Source organism: Sporocytophaga sp., assembly GCF_017745095.1.
GTDB lineage: Bacteria > Bacteroidota > Bacteroidia > Cytophagales > Cytophagaceae > Sporocytophaga.
Map to the genome: position 1 here is coordinate 236,942 of NZ_JAGHZZ010000007.1, position 20,403 is coordinate 257,344.

The 20,403-nt window shown below is 36.4% G+C and carries 18 protein-coding genes; 8 read left to right on the forward strand and 10 right to left on the reverse strand.

Annotation, left to right across the window (positions count from 1 at the left end; translation table 11 throughout):
- The first annotated feature begins 112 nt into the window (after positions 1-112).
- Both J7604_RS12765 and J7604_RS12770 read left to right on the forward strand, forming a co-directional pair.
- Positions 113-808 carry a VTT domain-containing protein gene (locus tag J7604_RS12765; protein ID WP_293896585.1) on the forward strand — a complete coding sequence of 232 codons (696 nt, stop codon included), beginning with the start codon at positions 113-115 and terminating at the stop codon, positions 806-808.
- A 67-nt stretch (positions 809-875) separates the two neighbouring features.
- Positions 876-2,336: a DUF5723 family protein gene (locus tag J7604_RS12770; RefSeq protein WP_293896588.1), complete on the forward strand. Its 1,461-nt coding sequence runs from the start codon at positions 876-878 to the stop codon at positions 2,334-2,336.
- Between the two features lie 101 nt (positions 2,337-2,437).
- Here J7604_RS12770 and J7604_RS12775 read toward each other — a convergent pair whose 3' ends face one another.
- Genes J7604_RS12775 through J7604_RS12795 form a run of 5 tightly spaced genes read right to left on the reverse strand, consistent with a single transcriptional unit; the run spans position 2,438 to position 6,850 of the window.
- The gene (locus J7604_RS12775; protein ID WP_293896591.1) at positions 2,438-2,902 is read right to left on the reverse strand and encodes a DinB family protein; all 465 of its coding nucleotides are present in this window, start codon (positions 2,900-2,902) and stop codon (positions 2,438-2,440) included.
- Positions 2,903-2,908: 6 nt separating this feature from the next.
- Positions 2,909-3,223, reverse strand: coding sequence for a rhodanese-like domain-containing protein (locus J7604_RS12780; RefSeq protein ID WP_293896594.1), 315 nt, complete (start codon positions 3,221-3,223; stop codon positions 2,909-2,911).
- 12 nt (positions 3,224-3,235) lie between these two features.
- A complete protein-coding gene (locus J7604_RS12785) occupies positions 3,236-3,859 on the reverse strand; it encodes a bifunctional precorrin-2 dehydrogenase/sirohydrochlorin ferrochelatase (RefSeq protein ID WP_293896798.1) in 624 nt (207 codons plus the stop codon).
- Between the two features lie 21 nt (positions 3,860-3,880).
- Entirely contained in the window at positions 3,881-4,705 is an 825-nt protein-coding gene (gene cobA / locus J7604_RS12790) for a uroporphyrinogen-III C-methyltransferase (RefSeq protein ID WP_293896598.1), read from the reverse strand.
- A 6-nt stretch (positions 4,706-4,711) separates the two neighbouring features.
- Positions 4,712-6,850 carry a nitrite reductase gene (locus J7604_RS12795; protein WP_293896601.1) on the reverse strand — a complete coding sequence of 713 codons (2,139 nt, stop codon included), beginning with the start codon at positions 6,848-6,850 and terminating at the stop codon, positions 4,712-4,714.
- A 266-nt stretch (positions 6,851-7,116) separates the two neighbouring features.
- Between J7604_RS12795 and J7604_RS12800 the strand changes: the two genes are divergently transcribed.
- From J7604_RS12800 to J7604_RS12820, 5 genes are all read left to right on the forward strand, one after another.
- Entirely contained in the window at positions 7,117-7,530 is a 414-nt protein-coding gene (locus tag J7604_RS12800; RefSeq protein WP_293896604.1) for an OsmC family protein, read from the forward strand.
- Between the two features lie 40 nt (positions 7,531-7,570).
- The gene (locus J7604_RS12805; protein WP_293896607.1) at positions 7,571-8,773 is read left to right on the forward strand and encodes an aminotransferase class I/II-fold pyridoxal phosphate-dependent enzyme; all 1,203 of its coding nucleotides are present in this window, start codon (positions 7,571-7,573) and stop codon (positions 8,771-8,773) included.
- 229 nt (positions 8,774-9,002) lie between these two features.
- Positions 9,003-10,325 (forward strand): peptidoglycan DD-metalloendopeptidase family protein, encoded by a 1,323-nt coding sequence (locus J7604_RS12810; RefSeq protein WP_293896610.1) that lies wholly within the window; start codon positions 9,003-9,005, stop codon positions 10,323-10,325.
- A gap of 24 nt (positions 10,326-10,349) precedes the next feature.
- On the forward strand, positions 10,350-10,898 hold the full coding sequence (locus J7604_RS12815) for a DUF4199 domain-containing protein (RefSeq protein ID WP_293896613.1): 549 nt from the start codon (positions 10,350-10,352) through the stop codon (positions 10,896-10,898).
- Between the two features lie 150 nt (positions 10,899-11,048).
- Positions 11,049-11,777 (forward strand): DUF4197 domain-containing protein, encoded by a 729-nt coding sequence (locus J7604_RS12820; protein WP_293896616.1) that lies wholly within the window; start codon positions 11,049-11,051, stop codon positions 11,775-11,777.
- Between the two features lie 85 nt (positions 11,778-11,862).
- Here the strand turns inward: J7604_RS12820 and J7604_RS12825 are convergent, their stop codons facing one another.
- The 5 genes from J7604_RS12825 to J7604_RS12845 all read right to left on the reverse strand — a co-directional run bounded on the left by J7604_RS12825 (position 11,863) and on the right by J7604_RS12845 (position 18,003).
- Positions 11,863-12,291 (reverse strand): TerB family tellurite resistance protein, encoded by a 429-nt coding sequence (locus tag J7604_RS12825; protein WP_293896619.1) that lies wholly within the window; start codon positions 12,289-12,291, stop codon positions 11,863-11,865.
- Between the two features lie 231 nt (positions 12,292-12,522).
- Positions 12,523-14,091, reverse strand: a complete 1,569-nt coding sequence (locus J7604_RS12830; protein ID WP_293896622.1) for a bifunctional GNAT family N-acetyltransferase/carbon-nitrogen hydrolase family protein — start codon at positions 14,089-14,091, stop codon at positions 12,523-12,525.
- A 339-nt stretch (positions 14,092-14,430) separates the two neighbouring features.
- Positions 14,431-14,949 carry a hypothetical protein gene (locus J7604_RS12835; RefSeq protein ID WP_293896625.1) on the reverse strand — a complete coding sequence of 173 codons (519 nt, stop codon included), beginning with the start codon at positions 14,947-14,949 and terminating at the stop codon, positions 14,431-14,433.
- 42 nt (positions 14,950-14,991) lie between these two features.
- Positions 14,992-15,432: a hypothetical protein gene (locus tag J7604_RS12840; protein WP_293896628.1), complete on the reverse strand. Its 441-nt coding sequence runs from the start codon at positions 15,430-15,432 to the stop codon at positions 14,992-14,994.
- Between the two features lie 18 nt (positions 15,433-15,450).
- Positions 15,451-18,003: a carbohydrate binding domain-containing protein gene (locus J7604_RS12845; RefSeq protein WP_293896631.1), complete on the reverse strand. Its 2,553-nt coding sequence runs from the start codon at positions 18,001-18,003 to the stop codon at positions 15,451-15,453.
- A 168-nt stretch (positions 18,004-18,171) separates the two neighbouring features.
- Between J7604_RS12845 and J7604_RS12850 the strand changes: the two genes are divergently transcribed.
- A complete protein-coding gene (locus tag J7604_RS12850; protein WP_293896634.1) occupies positions 18,172-20,400 on the forward strand; it encodes a bifunctional alpha,alpha-trehalose-phosphate synthase (UDP-forming)/trehalose-phosphatase in 2,229 nt (742 codons plus the stop codon).
- Positions 20,401-20,403: the final 3 nt, after the last annotated feature.

Genomic DNA, 20,403 nt, shown 5'->3' on the forward strand with positions numbered 1-20,403 from the left:
TGAAAGATTCTAATTATACCCATAAAAGGTTACCAACTTAGTTTTTTAAAACTCCATTTCATTCACGAATAGAATTTTCTTAACATTGCAATATAACAAAAAGAAGAGGGAAATGATAAAAGGAATCCGTGAGCTTATTAAAGACAACCGGACAACTGCCTTTTATCTTTTATATTTCACCTTTGTTCCCTTTATTTCAGATTCTTACCTTATTTACCTTGCAATAAGGTATCAGGAACAGATCTCTTCATTTACTTTCCCAGAATATAGTCTGCTTTCCTTAATATTGGGCTTCTGCATGGCAACAGGATTGTGCCATACCACACTTATTGCAACAGTTTCCGGGTATTTCTTAGGGATACAATCTGTATTTATAGTTATACCAACCTACATCTTTGCATCTGTACTTGGATATTTTTTAGCACAGAAACTTGATAATGGCCACTTCTTGAAGACGCTTTTGCGCTTCAATAAGACCGCAGTGATTAAATCCAATCTCAAAAATGAAGAATCAAAAATCATTTTCCTTTCCAGACTTTCTCCGGTAATTCCATTTGCCTTAATGAATTTTCTATTGTCAGTTTTGGGGGCAAATTTCAGAAAATACCTCATTTTCGGAACCGCGGGGATGCTTCCCCGTACACTATTATTCTGCTACATAGGAAGTAAGGCAGGAGAGTTAATTCAGGCAATAAATGCTCCCGGACAGGAAAGTATGAGTAAAGTTATAACACTTCTCCTTATAATCTCCTCGCTAATAGGACTTTATTATTTTATCAAAAAAGCTATCACCAAAGCTCTGAAGTAATAAAATCCCTTTTCTTGCAGACAAATTTTCTGTATTAAAATCTAGTTTTGAATAAATTAATTAATGTATGAAAAAACTTTTACCCCTGTTTTTTATAGCTTTTTCAATTAATCAATCATTTGCTCAGCAGGAATACAGTTCATTTACATCCACTGGACGAGGAGTTTCCACAACATTTGTAACAGATTACCAAGCAATCGGAATTAACCCTGCTAATCTAGGTTTACATACTGAGTATGAGACGAAGCATGTAACAATTGGATTAATGGAAGGTGCTGCTTCTGCATACTCTAATGCGTTGAGCAAAACAACTTTCGGAAAAAGTCTTACCGATTATAGTGACATCTTTAATCAACAGGATAAAATAAAAGCAGCACAGCAATTCGCCGGAAATGGTGTGGCTGCCAACGTAGATCTGACGGCATTAGGATTTGCTATACAAAGTGACAAATTAGGAGGACTTGCATTTTCGATAAAAGAATCTATGCGCTGGTATTCTCAATTCAGTGGCCTTACTGCAGATCTATTGTTTAGGGGAAAAACTTCAGCCTATTTTGATCAGTTGATGCTAAGTAATGGTGAAATGGTGGCTAATGATCCCAGCAAATATTCTCAATACGAAGCAATAGGAATTTCTCAAGGAATTGCGAGCAATCAAATGAAGCTCTCTGCACTTTTTGATGGATCAAAAATTAAGAACAACTGGTATAGGGAGTACAATTTAAACTATGGAAGAAAAGTCTTCGGTAATGATTTGTTGTATATCACAGCTGGTGTTGGAGTAAAATATTTACAAGGTTTTAACTACACAAATTGTGAAGTTAAAAATGGAAAGATAGTTATGGCTGGAGCTTTTAATCCGGCTTTTGATATAGACTTTGGAGTAGGTGCTGCAAATAACCCGTCTGCTATAAACAATACAAACTACCAATCCATAGGAAACGGGTTTGGTTTTGATTTTGGAGCAGATGTAGTCATTAATGAAAGAATAACTATAGGTGCAGCACTTACAAATATTGGTTCTATCAACTATACTGGAAATGTATATACGATAAAAGATACCACACTTGCATCAATCTCTTCTGATGGATCCAACAACTATAATATTTTTTCACAAGCTCCAAATATTCTTGCCAAATCAGGAGTTTTAAAATGGGAAGGTCAAAAAAACATAAAGGCCAAACTTCCAGCAATGTTAAGGTTAGGCGCTAGTATAAGACTGATTGAAATTGCTCACATTGGTTTTGATTTTATCATGCCTACAAACAAAGAAGCCGGCAATTTTGAAAAACCATACATAGGAATTGGGGGCGATATCAAGCCAATCAGATGGATAAGACTGTCAACCGGAATTAACACCGGTGGCAATTATATCTCCAGAGCAAACGTACCCTTTGGCCTAACAATAGTTGTTGGTGAAAATGGAACTTGGGAGCTGGGAGCTGCAACAAGAGATATTGTTACTTATTTAAGACAGAAGGGACCAAATTTATCTTTTGCATTTGGTTTCTTAAGGTTTAGACTTTGATACGCTTAAGACCTAAAGCATAAAGTGAAAATCTATACTAAAAAAAGAGTTAATTATCTATTACACTTGTGTGCTTCACTTTAAGCTTATGCTTTGAGCTTTCAGCTTTGCGCTTTACCCAGTCTTGAGAAAGTTATGTAATCGACATTCACAGGCTCCTTCCCTGCCTCTATGAGTGCTTTATTTACTTGTCCTCTATGATATGAGCCATGATTGGCAACATGAAATAAAATATCTAAAAGACATGTTTCAAAAATTTCACCTTTTGTATTCTTGTATTGTACGACTTTAAAAAATTCGTCATCCGAACAAGTATCGATTAACTGGAAAAAATTCAGAGAACTTTCAACTGCATAAACCTTTAGTAAAAAAGGCTCATGTACCTGCCAAAGTTTAATAGAATGATGAGTTTCATTTTTTATTCGCCCATACCAGATCAATTCTGAATTAACAATATGACTTAGTAACCTTGCGCCTTCTTCACAATAGTCATTCTTCAATACCTCCGCCAACCTTTTATTAGCCCAGTGATTGAACTGATATAAGCGATAAAAATTTTCCCTCATTCAAAATTAAGGATTTAAACTTGGATCGATCTCTGCCTTATATGCTAATATTCCACCTTTAAGGTTATAGAGATTGGTAAAACCAAAATTGGTTTCCAAAAATCTGATAGCATCACTGCTTCTTTTGCCGCTTCTGCAATGTACTACTACCATTTTATCTTTAGAGAATTTTGCAACATTCTGAGGTATTGTCGCTAATGGAATGAGCTCACCACCTAAATTCGCAGCCTGAAACTCACCTGGTTCACGGACATCAATTAGTTGGAAATTTTCACCTTTATCAATAAGCTCCTTCAGCTCAGTTACAGATATTTCTTTCATTTTAAGTTAACGTTATTTATTCGAATCAAATTTATCCTTTTCTTTCAATACTGACGTAATCTCGTCAAGTTTCTTTACTTTATACTCAAAATCTCCTCTTAATTTTTCCCTGATCTGATTCAGATTGGCCAGTATTTTATCTATGCTGTCCGGTAAAATTTCTTCCAGCATTTCCCTCATCCTTTTCGCAAATGTCGGGGATTTACCATTCGTTGAAACAGCTATCTTGAGATCACCTTTCTGTACAACTGAACTCAAATAAAAATCACATAGATCAGGTGTATCCGCAATATTGCAAAGAACTCTGAATACTTTAGCATCATCATGCACTTCTTTATTAAGATCTCTTAATGAAGTAGCAGCTATAACAAGGTCTTTTCCTTCAAGATCTGATTTCTGATATGCTCTTTGCTCTAGCTTAAGTAAAGGAAATTCGAGAGCAAATGTGCGGATTTCATCTTTTATTTCAGGTGCGACTAAAGTAACCTGTGCGTCCTGGCAATTTTTATATATCGCAGATACCTTCTCTAGCCCAACAAAACCACCTCCCACCACAAGAACTTGCAAGTGTTCCAATTTAAAAAAAACAGGAAAGAGTTGATTCCCTTTCCTGTCATTTGATTCTTTATGATTCAGATTTTCCAAATCTTAATTTGCTTACCAGTTAAACAATTTCCTATAAAATTCTTTGGTCTCGGGTCTCATTCCCACTTTTCCCCCCTCAAGCCTTTCTTTTTCCTGAAATATGAATTCATTTACATAATCCGGATGCAGATCGACGACTTTACCTATCACAATTACAGCAGGAGAAGATAACTTTAACTCGTCAACTACATCAACGATTGTATCAATAGTACCGAGACCGATTTTTTCATCAGGCATGGTTCCGTTTTGAATAACAGCCACAGGTATTTCACCTTTGTTTTGCTCCTGAAAGATGGAAACAATTTCTTTTAGTTTTGTCATTCCCATCAGGATCACTACTGTAGCATTGGACCGTGCTGCAATTTCAATATCAGAAGACAGTTCATGATTTCGGGTAGTACCTGTAAGCACCCAAAAACTATCATTAACGCCTCTTCTTGTCAGAGGAATTCCTTGCAACTCAGGTACTGCAATAGAGCTTGAAATACCAGGAATTACAGTTGTCGGGATATCAAAGGACTGTGCATATACAAGCTCTTCATGACCCCGGCCAAATATAAAAGGATCCCCTCCTTTTAATCTCACAACATGACCATATTTTAAAGCATGATCTACAATCAATTTGTTAATGTCTTCCTGAGGAAATTGACATACACCTTTCTTTTTTCCTACAAATACTCTAGGGGTATTTGCAGGAATATGATTAAGGATTTCAGGATGAATAAGTGCATCATATAAGACCACATCAGCTTCAGAAAGGGCTTTTATTCCCTTTAGTGTTATCAGCTCCGGATCTCCGGGACCGGCTCCAACTAATGTTAATCTTGCACTTTTCATATTGTATTATCCGTTTACCAATAACTTTTGCGCTCTATATGCTCTTACTTTTGTGAGGAAATCTGTTACTTCTGCCAGATATACCTTAGCAAATTCCTGAGTCGGCTCTTGTTCACTCATCTTCAGAACAAGTTTCTCGAATGAACCTCCTTCTACTTGCAATGTACCTTTAGCAATAAAGTGTGTATCGAAATCCTTCACAATACCAATATGCGTATTGCAATTGACAGCTTCTGAAGTAAGCAATGCCTTTGCTCCACATATAAAAGTAACATATGACTGATAGATACTGTCAGCATAGGCGCCTTTATCGTAAGCTCTTTTAGCCCACTTCAATTTATCTTCTGTTTCATTGATCAGAGTACCTACCAGGTCAAGCATTACACCGGCACATTCACCAACACCAACTTCAGTAACATATTTTTCAGTATGCCCCCAATCAATGTAATCAAGCTCCGTAAGCGTTGACAACTCTGCCAGAGGTTTTAATTTCTTATAGAAATAAGTTTTATCTGCTGCAACCTGTCTTCTGTAATAGTCATTGAAGTACTCCCCTTCCAATGCAAATTCATCATAATCTGCAAGGATAACTCTGACAGCATCAGGGCATCTTTTGGTAGGTAGCTTTACAACTTTATCCGCTATACTTCCAGATCCATCAGGTTCAATTCCACCACCTAGAAGCAATTGCATTGCCGGCAATACATAGTTTCCATTTTTAATGGACATACCATGAAAACCTATATTCGCAATTGTATGCTGCCCGCAAGCATTCATACAACCACTAATTTTAATCTTGATGTTTTTATTGAAGATAAGATCAGGAAACTCCTCTTTCATCATTCTCTCAAGTTCACCTGAAATCCCTGTACTGCTGCTTATTGCAAGGTTACATGTATCTGTTCCAGGGCAGGCAGTAATATCTACGGTACTGTCAAATCCAGGATCAGCAAGACCAAGCTTATCCAACTCATTAAACAAACCTGACAAGGCCTCTTTTCTGACATATTTTAGTAACCAGCCTTGATTTACTGTAATTCTGATATCATCAGATGCGTATTTTTGTACTATTGTTGCAAATTCTCTTGCAGTATCTGTTGGCATATCACCAAGGAACTGTTTAACATTCACACCATAAAAGCCCTTTTGTTTTTGTTCGAAAACATTGGTCTTTAACCAGTTTTCATATTTCTGCTGATCAGAAGGAATAGTTGTCGGATAAGCTCTTTCGGGACCAGGAATAGTAGTTTCTACCGCATCTCTGTCAACAATAAATGACTTGCATTTTATAGCTTTCTTCTCTCCTTCTACCAGCTTCATGAAAGCTTCAAACCCAATACCGTTTACCAGATATTTCAAACGAGCTTTATGTCTTTTACTTCTTTCACCATGTCTGTCAAATACCCTTATTACCGTTTCGATAAATGGAATCATCTGATCTTCCGGTAAGAATTCATGAGCAACATGAGCCAGGAAAGGCTGAGCACCAAGCCCTCCTCCTAAGAATACTTTAAAGCCTCTGACTTCTTTCCCGTTTTCAGTTTTCACCCTTGGCACAAAACCAAGATCGTGCATAAAACCAAATGCAGAATCTTTATCGCTGCTTGAAAAAGACATCTTAAATTTTCTTCCCATTTCCTGACAAACCGGATTTCTCAGGAAAAACTTAAATGCAGCATGAGCATATGGAGTTACATCAAACAACTCTTCCGGATCAATTCCTGCTTCAGACGAAGCAGTAATATTACGAACTGTATTTCCGCAAGCCTCTCTCAAAGTAACACCAACCTCTTCCAGTTCTGCCCATACTTTGGGTGAATCTTCCAGCTTTACAAAGTGAATCTGAATATCTTGACGCGTTGTCAAATGCAGATTGTGAGCTGCATAACGGTCCGAAATATCAGCGATTCTAACTAACTGTAAAGGGGAAACTTTTCCGAAAGGAAGTTTTATACGAATCATCTGAACACCTTCCTGACGCTGCCCATATACACCTCTTGCCAAACGGAAAGCTCTGAATTTATCCTGATCCATTTCAAGATTTCTAAATGACTGAATCTTGGTTTGTAATTCCAGAATATCCTCTTTAGCTTCAGGATTAATCTTGTCTAATAATTCTTTGTTTACTTGTAATTCTGTGCTCATTTACAAAATTAGTTAAGCTCCGCAGAGCAGGGTTTGTATTCTAAATTTAAGAAATTCCCTCCTTAAAAAGTTCCCTCTAAGAAGGTATAATTCAAAAATAGCAAAAATTTTTTAAAAAAGCCTATCAACAAAATAAAATTTTGAAAAAAATATAGCAAACCAACTCTTTCAAAATTTTATTTGGCAATAATTATAAAATGAAAAATTTTATTTATAATTTTGAACACTTAACAGATAAACATCGGGATATAATTTAATTTTGAAGCATGCTTATTAAACTAGACAGACGTAATGATGCTTACCATTTTGAAGCATCCAACGAACAAGGAAACCAGGTAAACATCGATGCTTCTCCAGCTATTGGAGGACAAAACCTTGGTGCGAGGCCTATGGAATTACTCCTAATGGGATTAGGAGGTTGCAGTGCCATTGATGTTTTATCAATTCTGAAAAAACAAAGAGTAGAAGTTGCAGATTTCAAAATTGAAATTAACGGAGAAAGAGAGCCGGATGCAGTCCCTTCTTTATTTCAGGACATCCATATCAAATTCATAGTAAAAGGGCCGGTTGACACTTCCAAAGTTGAAAAAGCAATTGTATTATCTCTTGACAAGTATTGTTCAGTAGCAAAAACCCTTGAAAAAACGGCCAAAATCACCTGGTCGCTTGATGTAATCTAGAGTCTGAAAATTTTAATTAATCACTATAATATTAAATTGAATGGAGCAGCAATTTGATCATTTTGAAACCAACGCGATTAGAAACCAAATGGAAAGATCTTATAACAGGGAGCACACTGCCCCTATTTATATGACTTCCAGTTTTATATTTGAAGACGCAGAGCAGGCACGTGCACTCTTTGCAGACGAATATCCGGGCAATATATATACACGTTTTTCTAATCCGAACAACAGTGAATTTATTGAAAAAATCTGCCAGATGGAAGGCGCTGAAGATGGCTTTGCACTTGCATCCGGAATGTCTGCGGTATTTACCAGTATGGCTGCTTTTTTAAAATCTGGTGATCATATTCTTGTTTCCAGGTCTGTTTTCGGATCTACCATTCAAATTCTTACCAACATCTTCACAAGATGGGGAATCACCCATACGTTTGCTGATATTGATAAGCCTGAAACCTGGGAAGGTTTAATACAAAAAAACACCAAAATGATTATGGTGGAAACTCCTTCCAATCCAGCTCTTGATCTTATAGATCTTGAGTGGCTAGGCAAACTTGCGAATAAACACAATATCATACTTAATGTTGACAACTGTTTTGCTACACCTTATCTACAACAGCCTCTTAAGTGGGGAGCTCATATTGTCAACCATTCTGCTACAAAATTTATAGACGGACAAGGAAGAGCAATAGGAGGAATCATTGTAGGAAGTAAAGAACTAATCAAAGAAGTAAGATTCTTTAGCAGACATACAGGACCAGCTTTATCACCATTCAATGCCTGGATATTCTCAAAAAGTTTGGAAACACTTGCCGTAAGAATGGACAGACACTGCGACAATGCGTTAAAACTTGCTGAGTACCTCGAAAAACATCCGGAAATAGAAACTGTAAAATATCCTTTCCTAAAAAGCCACCCTCAATACGCACTTGCTAAAAAACAGATGAAAGCAGGTGGAGGAATAGTTACTTTTGTTATAAAAGGCGGACTGGAAAGAGGAAGAGAATTCCTTAATTCGTGTATAATGGCAACAAACAGCGCCAACCTTGGCGATTCTAGAACTATTACAACACACCCTGCCTCTACTACTCATTCCAAACTTACAGAACAAGACAGACTTGCCGTAGGTATCCTTCCCGGATTAATAAGAGTTTCTGTTGGCCTTGAGAATATTGAAGATATTATCAAAGACATAGAACAAGCTCTTGAAAAATCTAAAGCGAGTGTGGCAGTAAATAATTAAATTGTTAACAATGTTAATTTTTAACAAGGAAGGTCATAAACACCTTCCTTGTTTTTTTACATACCACCGATTAATTCTAAAACCTTTTTTAATCTACGCCGTATTAAATGTTTCTTTCCAAAAAATTCACCAGGCAATAAACGCCGAATTTTATTCAGAATAATCTGGAATTTTTTCCAGAAAGCGAAGGTTTAAGTGATTAATCCTTCTTTTATAAAATCATTAAAGTATGCATAAAAAGCAATTAAGAATTTTCATTCTTGCAGCCATAATTATAACATCGGCTCTGATTTTATTTTTTTTATTAACAATAAACAGATCGAACAACGAAATTGAAGCGCTTAAAGAAGAGCAAAGGATTGATACAATTGAACAACTTCCCCCTCCTGCTCCGGTTATTCAATATGGGATGAATATAGATTCTTTATCTATCATAGAAGATAAGGTAAAGAAAAATGAAAATTTCACTTCAATACTTCAAAAGTATAACGTATCTAAAGAGGTGATCAATCAGTTGATAACTGAATCAAAAGATAAATTCAAAGTAAGTAAAATACAGGCTGGTAAGTCCTATGAGGTTTTAAGATCCAAAAAAGACTCTGTGGCGAGAGGATTTATTTATTACGGTGATCCTACACAAACTATAGTATTTAAAACTACACCGCTAGAAGTATTGGTAGACCAGAAAGCTACTGACACTATAGAAAGAAGAGCAGGAGGTATGATTACAAGTTCTCTTTATGAAACTCTCCAGCAAATCAACGCTCCAGCTGTATTAGCATATGAACTTTCAAAAATTTTCGCAAGAAAAGTTGACTTCTTTAAAATTCAGCACGGTGATAATTTTAAAATTATATTTGACGAAGTAACCCTGGAAGGACAACCTCTGAATGTAAAGAGAATCCATTCCGTTTGTTTCGAACATGATAATAAAAAATATTATGCTTTTAATTTCGGAAAAAATGGCAAAGACTCCTTCTATGATGAGGAAGGCAACAGTCTGCAACAAGGTGGATTCTTAAAATCACCTTTAAAATTTTTCCGAATAAGTTCAAAATTCACCAAAAGAAGATTTCACCCAGTACAGAAGGTGTTCAAGGCGCATCTTGGGACTGATTATGCAGCGCCTACAGGAACTCCTATAATGTCTGTAGCCGACGGAGTTGTTACCGAAGCTAAGTTTGCAGTGTTCAATGGAAACTATGTTAAGATAAAACACAACAAAACTCATTCGACACAATATCTTCACATGTCAAAGATAGCGAAGGGAATGAAGCCTGGGACAAAAGTAAAACAGGGACAGGTAATAGGTTATGTTGGTAGTACAGGATTGGCAAGCGGACCACACGTATGTTTCCGCTTTTGGGAAAATGGAAAACAAATTGATGGCACAAAAGTAAAAACCATCAAAGGTGATCCTGTGAAAAAATCAGATATGAAACAGTTCAAAGCCCTTAAGGAAGAAATGCTTGCGGGTCTGGATGATATAAGCATAACAGAAGAACCGCAGGCAAAAGCAACTGACAAATCACAAAATCAATTTTCGAAATAAGCTTTTTTGCCTTAATTTGGCCGTATGGATAAAAGAGTTTCATACGGCCTGATTACAGGCTCTGCAGCAGGTATCTGGCTTGTTGTGTATTACGAATATTTATATCAAATATCGCTATCTTTTAGTATCGTAGCTTATTTGATTCTCGGTGCTGGTATTTTTTTAGGTTCGAAAAAAGCAAAAGAATCAATTTACAATGGTAAAATTTCTTTTAGCCAGTCCGTAATGGCTGGTGTTATCATTTCATTTTTTGCCGGACTATCCTGGGGCTTATTTTCTTATGCCTATGCGAAATGGATCAACCCTAACCTTGAAGATTTTTTTGTAAAAGAGACCATTGCTAGCATGCAAAAAAGTGGCTTAAAACCTGATGAAATTGCAAAACAGGTCGAAAACATAAAAAAAGGTTTTTCCCCTGGGCAACAATTATTTACTACGGCTTTTTACACTACTCTAATCGGTCTTCTTATTTCACTTGTTGTGTCTATTATTATAAGAAATAAAGACCCGCACGCCCCTTCTTTACCAATCAATCAGGATAAAAATAATCCAGATAATGGCTCTACCCACTGATATTAACTTTAAAAAAGTTAAATAATTGAACCGAAAAGAACTGAGGTTTCTCTGAATCATAAAATTTTATTAAACAGATTCGTTTATAATAGCGTAATTGCTTCTGGCATAAAACTTGAAAAATAAATCCAAGAACTGTACCCTAAACATATGAACTCCTTAAAAACCTTTGCTTCAATACTCCTTATTTCCGGTTCAACTTTATCATTTGGTCAGATAAATATTGGCGGGGTAAAAGTAAAAGTACCGACTAGCCTCCCCACCTCAACCAGTGCAGTTTCAGAAACGGAAATCATTAATGGACTCAAAGAAGCTTTGACACTCGGATCAAAAACAGCTTCTCAAAACCTCAACAAACTTGATGGTTTTTATAAAAACCCTAAGGTTAAAATTCCTTTTCCAGAAGATTGTCAGAAAGTAGCAACAGAATTACGTAAGCTTGGTTATGGCAAAAAAGTTGATGAATTTGAGCTTACACTGAACAGAGCTGCAGAAGATGCATCAAAGGAAGCTGCGACTATTTTCGCAAATTCAATTAAACAAATGACGCTTACTGACGCCAAAAATATTCTAAAAGGTCCTGATACTGCTGCTACCGGTTATTTAAGAAAGACAACAAATTCCTCTTTATACAATGCCTTTGCTCCGCATATTACAACAGCTCTCAACAGCACCACAGCAACCAAAAAGTGGAAAGAACTTACAACCCTTTACAATAAACTTCCAATGGTAAAAAAGGTAGATACTGATTTAACGAGGTATACTACTAATAAGGCTTTGAAAGGCTTATTCTTACTTGTTGCAGATGAAGAAACCAAAATCAGAAAAGATCCGGCAGCAAGGGTAACAGATTTACTCAAAAAAGTATTTGGAAGCTAAAACTAACTTCCTCATTATTATAAAAAAGAGGCTGATTTATAAAATCAGCCTCTTTTTTATAAATTTATATGCCAAACTAGAACGCTTAATTAGTTAAAAAAGCTTCCGCTTCTTTTCTTATCAGGTCTTTATTCTGACCATTGCTTACTCCCTGTGAAATTTTTCTTACCAGTACTCCAACAACTGCTTTTCTGAAGCCTAGTCTTTCGGCCATATCTACACAAAAATCCAGTTCATGATCATCAACAATTCCGTCGCTGACCATTAACTGCACGAGATCATAAATCTGATCAAATCTTTCGTAATCGCTTGCAGGAAGACGGAAATCAAAATCCGGAATTTCTTCAATAAGCTCTGCAATAAAATAATCTTTTAATCCGTATTTAAGTCCTATTCTAAAAATCAAATCTCTTTCTACTTCATTCAACTTTCCGTCTACTTTGGCGAGAAATACCAGGTTTCTCAGGTGCTGTTTAAATTTCTTATCTTTTTTTGACTCGAATAGTGAGAACATAGCTTTATTGTGTTTTTAAAGGTTAATGAATTTTCAATATTATTCTGCCAAAAAGTACCCCCTAAGGCTACCATGTAAAAAAACAACTTATAGAAAATGACTATAAATCCATGATTTTGTTCGGGAAACTAAAATAAAAACTTTCGAAGAATAATTTTACTTTTTCCTATACGAGTAAAAATAAAAAAAAGTAACTCAGTGAGTTACTTTTTTAGGCTTTTTTTTCAAAAATTATTTTTTTAACCAGGAGACCTTGTACAAATCGCTCCTTCGGTTTTGCAAATTCCGAACAGTTCCTGAAGTTCTGATCTTTTTTAAAAGGTCAGTATCCAAATCGACAACTAGCGTTGTTTCAGAATTTGTTGTCGCTTCTGCTATAATGGCATCATGCGGAAATGAGAAATCCGAGGGGGAAAATACAGCTGATTGCGCATATTGAATATCCATATTTTCCACACCGGGAAGGTTACCAACACTTCCTGAAATAGCAACATAACATTCATTTTCTATTGCCCTTGCTTGAGCACAGCGACTCACTCTCAAGAAAGAATTTTTGGTATCTGTCCAGAATGGAACAAAAAGGATATTAATACCTTCTTCTGCCAATATTCTTGAAAGCTCCGGAAACTCAACATCATAACAAATCAAAATACCAACTTTACCCGCATCTGTCTCGAATACTTTTAATTCATTTCCACCTTTCATCCCCCAATAACTAGCTTCATCAGGAGTGACATGCAGCTTATATTGCACATCCCAGGTCCCGTCTCTTTTACACAGATAAGAAACATTATATAAACCGTCCTCCTCAAGAAGAGGCATACTACCAGCAATAATGTTTATATTATAGGAAAGCGCAAAACTTACGAGTTTATCCCTTATCTCTTCAGTGTAACCTGCAAGCACCCTTACCGCATCTGCCGCACTGTCTTTATTCGCCTGAGCCATCAATGGAGCATTGAAAAACTCCGGAAATATTACAAAATCAGCTTTATACCCTGATACGGTATCAACGAAGAACTCCATATTCTGCATCAGGTCATTAAAATCCTTTAACGGACGCATCATCCACTGTACTACTCCTACCCTTACAATTGATTTTTGTCCACCAAAAAGTTTATTATCTGTAGGTTCGTAATACACATTGATCCACTCCAATAATGTAGCGTAGGATTTTGAATCAATATCATCCGGCAAGTAATTAACCATTACTTTACGAACGTGAAAATCATTGGCCATCTGGAATGTCAGAATAGGGTCAACAATTTCTTTATTTTTCACCTTATCTATATATTCCTTAGGACTCAGTTTTTTAGAAATTTTCTTATATCCCGGAATTCTTCCTCCCGCAATGATTGCACGGAGATTCAATTTTTCACATAGCTCTTTTCTTGCATCATAAAGTCTTCTCCCCAACCTTAACCCCTGATATTCGGGATGAACAAAGACATCTATCCCATAAAGAGTATCACCATCCGGATCATGTGTAGTGAGCATTCCATTGCCAGTAATTTGCTTATAAGTATGATTATCACCATATTTTGCATAATCTACTATTAGACTGAATGCAGCTGCAACAAGCTTTCCGTTATCTTCAATTCCTATCTGACCTTCAGGAAAGTGTTTCAGCATCGACTTAAGCTCAGTTTTAGTCCAGGCTCCGCCTGCGTTGGAATATACCAACTCCATTATTTCCTTAATCTGTTCAAAATCATCTAATGTGATATTCCTAAGGTGAAGTCTATGCTGCTCTATTTGTTCTTTTTTTCCTCTTGTGGATTTTGCCTTTTCTTTGGACATAAAACGGGGACTATAAAATACCTTTGATCAATCTGAAATACGGGAATTAAGTTCCCTTTTCAAAGTTATAAGTATTAAGTTGAAAGTTGAAAGTTGAATGCGAAAAGTTTGAAGCGGAGGACAGAAAGCAATATGTAGAAACTTTAAATAAGTTCGTAAGAGACGCAATGCTTGGCATATATCCTGTCCCACCTTAAGCCATGACTTGATTCGGATCAAGCTTTTAAAATAATAAATTGTGAGTGTTAAGTTTAAAAACTATCATTCAGGGGTATATAATGAAAATTCATATCAATAAGATATTTTCAACTTTTCACTTTAAGCTTTCAACTTTAAATTTTAGTCGCAAAGCTCAATCTGATCGCACTGATAATAGTGAGAAGCAACCTTAACCACACGGTTATTGGAATACTCTATTCGAATACAGCCATATGTTGAGGGATAAAAATCTATTTCAGGGCGTTCATTTTTATATTTTGTGTCGGCAGGGTTTCCTAATAGTTCACGAATTTCCTTTCGGTTTTTATCAAATATTTTTCCTGCTACTTCTCCTTTAAATGCTTTATTCACCTCGACAAAATCCCAAAAGGTGTAATAAGTAAAACCTAACCCCTCGTAAAATACTGCTCCTCCGCATGAGTGGTTGCTGCCATCAGCAACAACAGATGTATAACAGGGAAACCATTCTTTTATGTCATTCTGAGATAAATTAGGCTTCACTCCATTTATTTCTCCCAGATGAATATCATAAGTCAATTGCTTGCATTCAACATGTGCGCTGGTCGTCTTTTGAGTACCCTTGCATGAAAAAAATGTAATAATAAAAAACTGCAGTACTATTAAAAATATTCTATTCATAAGCCTTCAATTTAGGTTACTTGACCAGCATCCCTAACTATCCTATTCAATATCCATTAGACTGGTCCAATATCTGTCCGAAAGAAATAACAATTCTTCCGGATCCATTTGTCTGAAATCTTCATCAAAAACAATGATGTCTGATGCTGAAAAGTATAAATTTCCACCAAAGCCAAGTGCAGTGCAGTTAACATACACTTTTAAATCAGTTTCATTTACTGGTTCCAGGCCAAGTAGTTCCAATAGAAGATTACTCAGATATGCCGGATCGTCAACGATTTTATCCTCATCATCCCAGTATCTCAGATGCAATCCAGTACAGGATTTCAGAACACAGTAAAAATATTGAAAAGTGCTATTAACTTCCTGAGCCAAAAATTTGCATTCCAGTTTAATATTCAGGTCTGAACCTGAAAAGCTCATCTCTTCTATTACTCCTTCCTGAAAACTATCCAGTACGTTCTTAATTTTCTTCTGATTCATCTGATCTTTTGTAAAAAGTTAGTTTCTCTTTACTTTAATTTCAAAAACAAAAGTTCTTGCCTTCTTTAAATCAAGAGAACTGTCTTCTCCCGATAAAGTTAAAGGCAATTGTTTCATTTTTTCTCCATCAGGTCCCAAAGGAGTTATCTTCAAATTCTTCAGTCCTTTAAAAATAACTTCGCCATCTGCCACTTGAGCCAAGACAGGAGCGTTACCAGGCTCTTCAAGTGCAGTTCTGGTTTCGTTAAATTTCTGACCTTTCATTTTACAGGTTGTTGTAACTACAAGATAAAAATTTTCTGATTCTGAAAGCGGTAAAGTATCTCTGGATACAAGCATTACACTCGCCCATTTATTCTTCATTTTCACCTTCAGCATTGGTAAGTCAAATGTTTCTCCACTTAACTTTCCTACAACTCCCTGCGCTCTAGGAGTATTAACTTTAAGAATTCCTTTCTGGTAATCCAGAACAAGTTCTTTGGTTTCACTAGTGATTATTTTATTGGCCTTATCATAAAACCCAATATATTTTGAAGGATCATTTCCCTTGACTGCGCTATCTGACTTTGCTACCCTTGTGATATAAGGAAGATGGTAATTTTTATCTATAAAGTCCGAATAAGAAGGTAGATCATAAATTAACTTTTCATTTACTGCATCAATTACAATTCCAGGAGCAGTTTTAACATCACTTCTCAAGAAAACAGGTGCCGCTACTACCCATTGCGATAAATGCTCAGGCATTTTGGAAAGTGTAAAAGGAGTGATTCGGTCCTTTCCTACAGGCGTAGCATCAAAATCAAACTGAATAATACCGTCAAGCCCCTGCAAGCTTCCGTAAGCAGAAATATAAGGAAGTGCATCCAGTGTATATTCATTAGGATAACATGCATTAAACTCTGTTACTATAGTTGGTTTGTTATACCATTTATATTTGGTAATTGCAGCAATGGAGCCTTTATCAGGATTTTTCAACAATGGAGTATTATTAACGGGCGCATATAATATCCTATTCCAGTTGTTGTTAATTTTCCACAACTGAGGATGATCCCAATAGTCATTAGTTATGATCAGATCCATCCCTTGATTATCCTTCGAATACGCCAATATTGGTGTGGGAAAATTACTTCCTGCTAACAAATATTTTACACCCAAAGACCTCATCAGCCGGTACATTCCATTGTAATAATCTTTTTCTACGGAAGAAAGAAAACGCAAACTGGCCTCTGTATTTCCTTTTTCTTTTTCCTTAAGTACCGGTGAAATATTTGTGCTGTAATCAAGTTCAAAAACAGATAGCTTACCCTGATTTCCTTTATCTAGAAATTGCTGCTGAAGTCCTTTTCTATAATGTGGGGTCAGAATATCTCCTCCAAAATGGACGAAGACTGAGGATTCATTAATAAATTCTGAAGCAATGATGGCAGGTTCTTCGCTATACAAAAGCTTTGTATAAGCATTCTTGTGAGTCAAGAGTTGTCTGATATATTCTTTCTGCAGTTCTATAACTTTCGGATCGAAGTAAGCAACCTGCTTTCCTCCCAGATCAGGAAGACGATCAGTTATTCCATCCTCTTCCGTAAAATCTCTATGGACAAGTAGATCCAGAAATATATAAATACCTTTCTTTTTCAATGCGTAGATCAAGTAATCTAGTTTGTTGAGACTTTCTTTTGAAAGTTGCTTGCTATTGCCAACATTTCCAAAAATATTGGGAACCGCCCAGGGAGCATCCATATGATGAAGTCTAACAAGATTACATCCCATCTTGGATAGTCTCATAGCAAGAGAGTCTGCCGTTTCTCTTTCTGGAAAGCAGGAACCAGCCACTAGATTCACGCCCCAGAAACGGGCAGTCGTTCCATCAGAAAATGTAAGTTTGCCGTTGTATGCTTTTATAAAACCATGCTTTCCAGCTGGAGCGTCCAATAAAGAGGACCAATCTGCATAATGGCCAGCCTTGGAGGTCGCAGGTTTTAGATCATACCACTCCCCTTCATCTGTGGGACCACTAAGATTTTCTTTTTTCAGTGCTTCACCAGATCTACCTTTAAGACTCACCTGAATATCATCAAAGTAAGCAGTACCAGTACAATTCCCCAGTACAGCCTGCACTTTAACCTTTTTTGCTCCTGTAGGAATATTATAACTTTGCTGATAATGAGTCCACTTCGTAGATCCTTCTGCCTGACCTGTTACAGGAGGATAGCCTCCTGTCATAGCTCCATTTTCATCAAGAAACTCTACTGAAATTCTGGCCATTTCCCAGGATTCTTTTCCTTTTACTACATTTTCTGTCTTCATCCATCCAGAGATTAGAGCGGTTGTGGCTCCTTCAGAAATTAATATAGTCTGGTCTGCTCCACTCCACTTAGGACTATCCAAATGAACTTTCAAAGAGTAATTACCGAATTTCCCCTCATTAATAACCTCTCCTCCCCACATATTCCAGCCTTTTGTTTGATTTTCAAAACTGCTGTTGGTAAGCAGATTTTCAGAAGTTTCCTGACTGAAGACTAATGAAAAACCTATAAAAACATGGCATATAAAGACAAAAACAGACCTTTTCATCGATTTAGATTTTGCTAAAAATAAACAATAAATCTTAAAAAACAGGAATTCAATTTTTAAGAAAAAGGCAATACTTAACTAAGTGAGCAGATAAAGGTTAATAATATACAGAGGTGTGATGGAAACAAATAAAGAATAATAAACTGAGGATTTAATTTTTTAAGAGCGATGGGAAAGACCATAATAATATCCAACCGGCTTCCGGTAAGTATACAGAAGAAGGAAGATGGGTTATCATATACTCCAAGCGCAGGGGGACTTGCAACAGGGCTAGGATCAATATATAAATCAGGTGATAATGTTTGGTTAGGTTGGCCAGGCTTATACGTTACCAATGACAATGAAAAGGAAGAAATAGCATACAATCTGAAGAATGAAAACATGGCTCCGGTCTTTCTGACTAAGGAAGAGATTGAAAAATTTTACGAAGGCTTCAGTAATACGACCTTATGGCCATTGTTTCATTATTTCCCTTCCTATACTTCATTTGACGAAGGTTATTGGGAAACATACAAACTTGTGAATCAGATATTCTGTGAAGAAACATTAAAATATGCAAACAATGGTGACATTATCTGGATTCATGATTATCAGCTTTTGCTTTTGCCTAATATGATAAGAGAAAAATTGCCCGATGCTACCATTGGCTTTTTTCAGCATATACCATTTCCATCATTTGAGATCTTCAGAAACCTACCATGGAGAAAAGAGCTTCTCGAAGGCATGTTGGGGTCTGACCTAATTGGTTTTCATACATACGATGATGTTCGGCATTTCTTAAGTTCTGTGAGCAGGCTTGTGGGAATTGACAATAAAATGGGAGAACTGAGAGTAGAGGAAAGAATATGTATGGTAGATTCTTTTCCGATGGGCATTGACTATGAAAAATTTGATAAGGCTGCCAGATCAGAAAACACTACTAAGGAAATCGCTTCTTATGATGAATTTCTTGGAGACACCAAAACTATTGTTTCTATTGACAGACTGGATTATTCAAAAGGTATTCCTGACAGGCTTCTGGCATTCGATCTCTTTCTGGAAAATTATCCTGAATATAAAGGTCAGGTAACATTACTCATGATAGTTGTACCAAGCCGTGATCAGGTAGAACTCTATAAACAACTTAAGGTTGAAATAGATGAACTGGTCGGAAGGATTAATGGAAAGCATGGAAAAATAGACTGGACACCGATAAGATATTTCTATAGATCTTTCCCATTCACTTCCCTATCAGCCATGTACAGATTATCTGACATTGCATTGGTAACCCCTCTCAGAGATGGAATGAACCTTGTTTGCAAGGAATATATTGCTAGCAAGATTGACCAGACCGGGGTACTGATATTAAGTGAAATGGCCGGAGCGGCAAAAGAGCTTTCCGATGCTTTAATTATTAATCCGAACAATCTTCCTGAAATGGCAGATGCAATATACAAAGCATTGACAATGTCTGAAGAGGAACAAATAAGAAGAATGGATGAGCTGCAGTCAGTTGTGAAAAGGTACGACATTCATAACTGGGTGCAGCTTTTTATGAGAAGTCTGGATGTGGTAAAAGAAAAACAATACGAAATGTCTGTAAAACAATTAAGCAATCAATCAAAACTTGAACTGATTGAGGATTATAAGAAGGCCGAGAAAAGAATACTTTTTCTTGACTATGATGGTACACTTGTTCCGTTTAAACAAAATCCTAAACAAGCAAGGCCCGATAAAGAATTGTATGGGATACTTGAAGATCTTTCTTCCGATCCAAAAAATAAAATAGTAATCATAAGTGGAAGAGATAGAGATACTCTTGATGACTGGTTTGGAAAATTAAGCATAGACCTGATTGCTGAACATGGAGTATGGCTCAGAGAAGGTCGTCCTTTCTGGAGTATGATTGATTATTTGACGGATGAATGGAAGTCTGAAATTTCTCCTATATTAGAAATGTTCGTAGCCAGAACTCCTGGCTCCTTTATTGAAACTAAAGGTTATTCCCTGGTATGGCATTATAGGAAATCCGATCCTGCATTAGGAGAATTAAGATCCAGAGAACTTGTGAGCCACTTACAATTCATTACTACGAACATGAATATCAAAGTACTGGAAGGCAATAAGGTAGTAGAAGTTAAAAATGCTGGTATCAATAAAGGTAAAGCTGCGTTAAGATGGCTGAATGAATCTTTCAACTTTATCCTTGCAGCCGGAGATGACTGGACAGATGAGGACACCTTCAATGCTATGCCTGATTCTGCTTATACATTAAAGATAGGAAATACTCCTACTTCCGCAAGGTATAACCTTCATGAATGTGGCCCAGACTATTGCACAGAAATGAGAAGTTTGCTTATTACGCTTGCTGAGGAAGGACACCAGATAAGGCGTAAAGTTTTAAGTAATAAAGCTTAAAGT